The 1133-nt window shown below is 36.0% G+C and carries 1 protein-coding gene; it reads right to left on the bottom strand.

What is annotated here, in order from left to right:
• Positions 1–1133 (bottom strand): transposase (locus tag NYQ66_RS00610; protein WP_259865743.1); only part of this gene is annotated, 1133 nt, incomplete at both ends.

Below are 1133 nucleotides of genomic sequence, written 5' to 3'. Positions count from 1 at the left end.
TTTTTATATTTCTCTATAAATTCTTCTGTTTTTTGATATTGAGAAATCTCGTAGAATTCAGCCGTGTTCTTACCAACGGTAAGTATTCTTCGAGCACTCTTTTTTGCACACAAGTCATGTAAAGGACATTCCTTACATTGCTTAATATCAAAATAATATCTGTACCCACGCCTTTCGCCGTCTTTGTTTTTGGAAATAAACTGTTTCTTTTTGACCGTCATGTTTCCTTCGCTGCACTGCCACTCATCAGAATCTTTGTTATAAGTGAATTCTGCTTCATCAATACGATAGACGGTTGAACTAACAGGGATGTATGGTTTTGCACCAACGGCATCAATTTCATCTAATATAGGTTTTCTGAAATAAGCTTTGTCTCCATAAACTTCTTCAATTTTCATACCACTCTTTAGTGTCTGTTCCAGCATTTCTTTTGTATATCCGCCATCCATATAAGAACCATCTGCAGTACGAACTGAAGTAATAATCCGCTGATCAGTAGTCATCATGATTTCCGTTTTATAGCCATAGAAAGATTGTGTTTTACTTTTACGTCCTACTCTTGCATCCTCATCGATAAGGGAGCGAATTCCTTTTTGGTTGATAAACTTTGGATCGTAAAGTATGTCCTTTGCCTTTTGTATCCATTGACTTGTGAGAGGTTCGTTATCAGTTAATTTCTCTGCTACTAGTTCCATAACCTTTTCTAAATAATTTTTCATAACCATCTTCGCTTCGCGATGATCTTTTATTTCTTCATACCTAGGTACTTCAGGTAATTCTTTTATTTGTCCACCAATTGTCTCTTTTTCATATGTATGGATGATCATTCTTGCGAGATGCTTCATTAAACGCTCAGGAGTTTTCTTAATTGTATTTGCCATAATATGAGTCGCATCCAAACTAACACTTTTCCCTTTTAATACGCCGCCCTCTACACATTGCCTCACCATTTCCGTAAGGATATCATCTAGTGTATCTTCACCTAGTCTATGCTTTCTAAACTTGGAAAGTAAGCTCTTATCTGGTAGAGTGTCTTCCGGATCAAGGCCCAGAAAATACAAAAAAGCTAAATTTAGACTAGCTTCCACTTCCATTTTTTCGTCAGACAAATTATATAAGTGTTGAAGAAAAAG

This window comes from Aquibacillus koreensis (assembly GCF_025154055.1).
GTDB classification, from domain to species: domain Bacteria; phylum Bacillota; class Bacilli; order Bacillales; family Amphibacillaceae; genus Aquibacillus_C; species Aquibacillus_C koreensis.
Note: the sequence above shows the minus strand (reverse complement) of the source record. Positions and strands in the feature narration are given on the sequence as shown.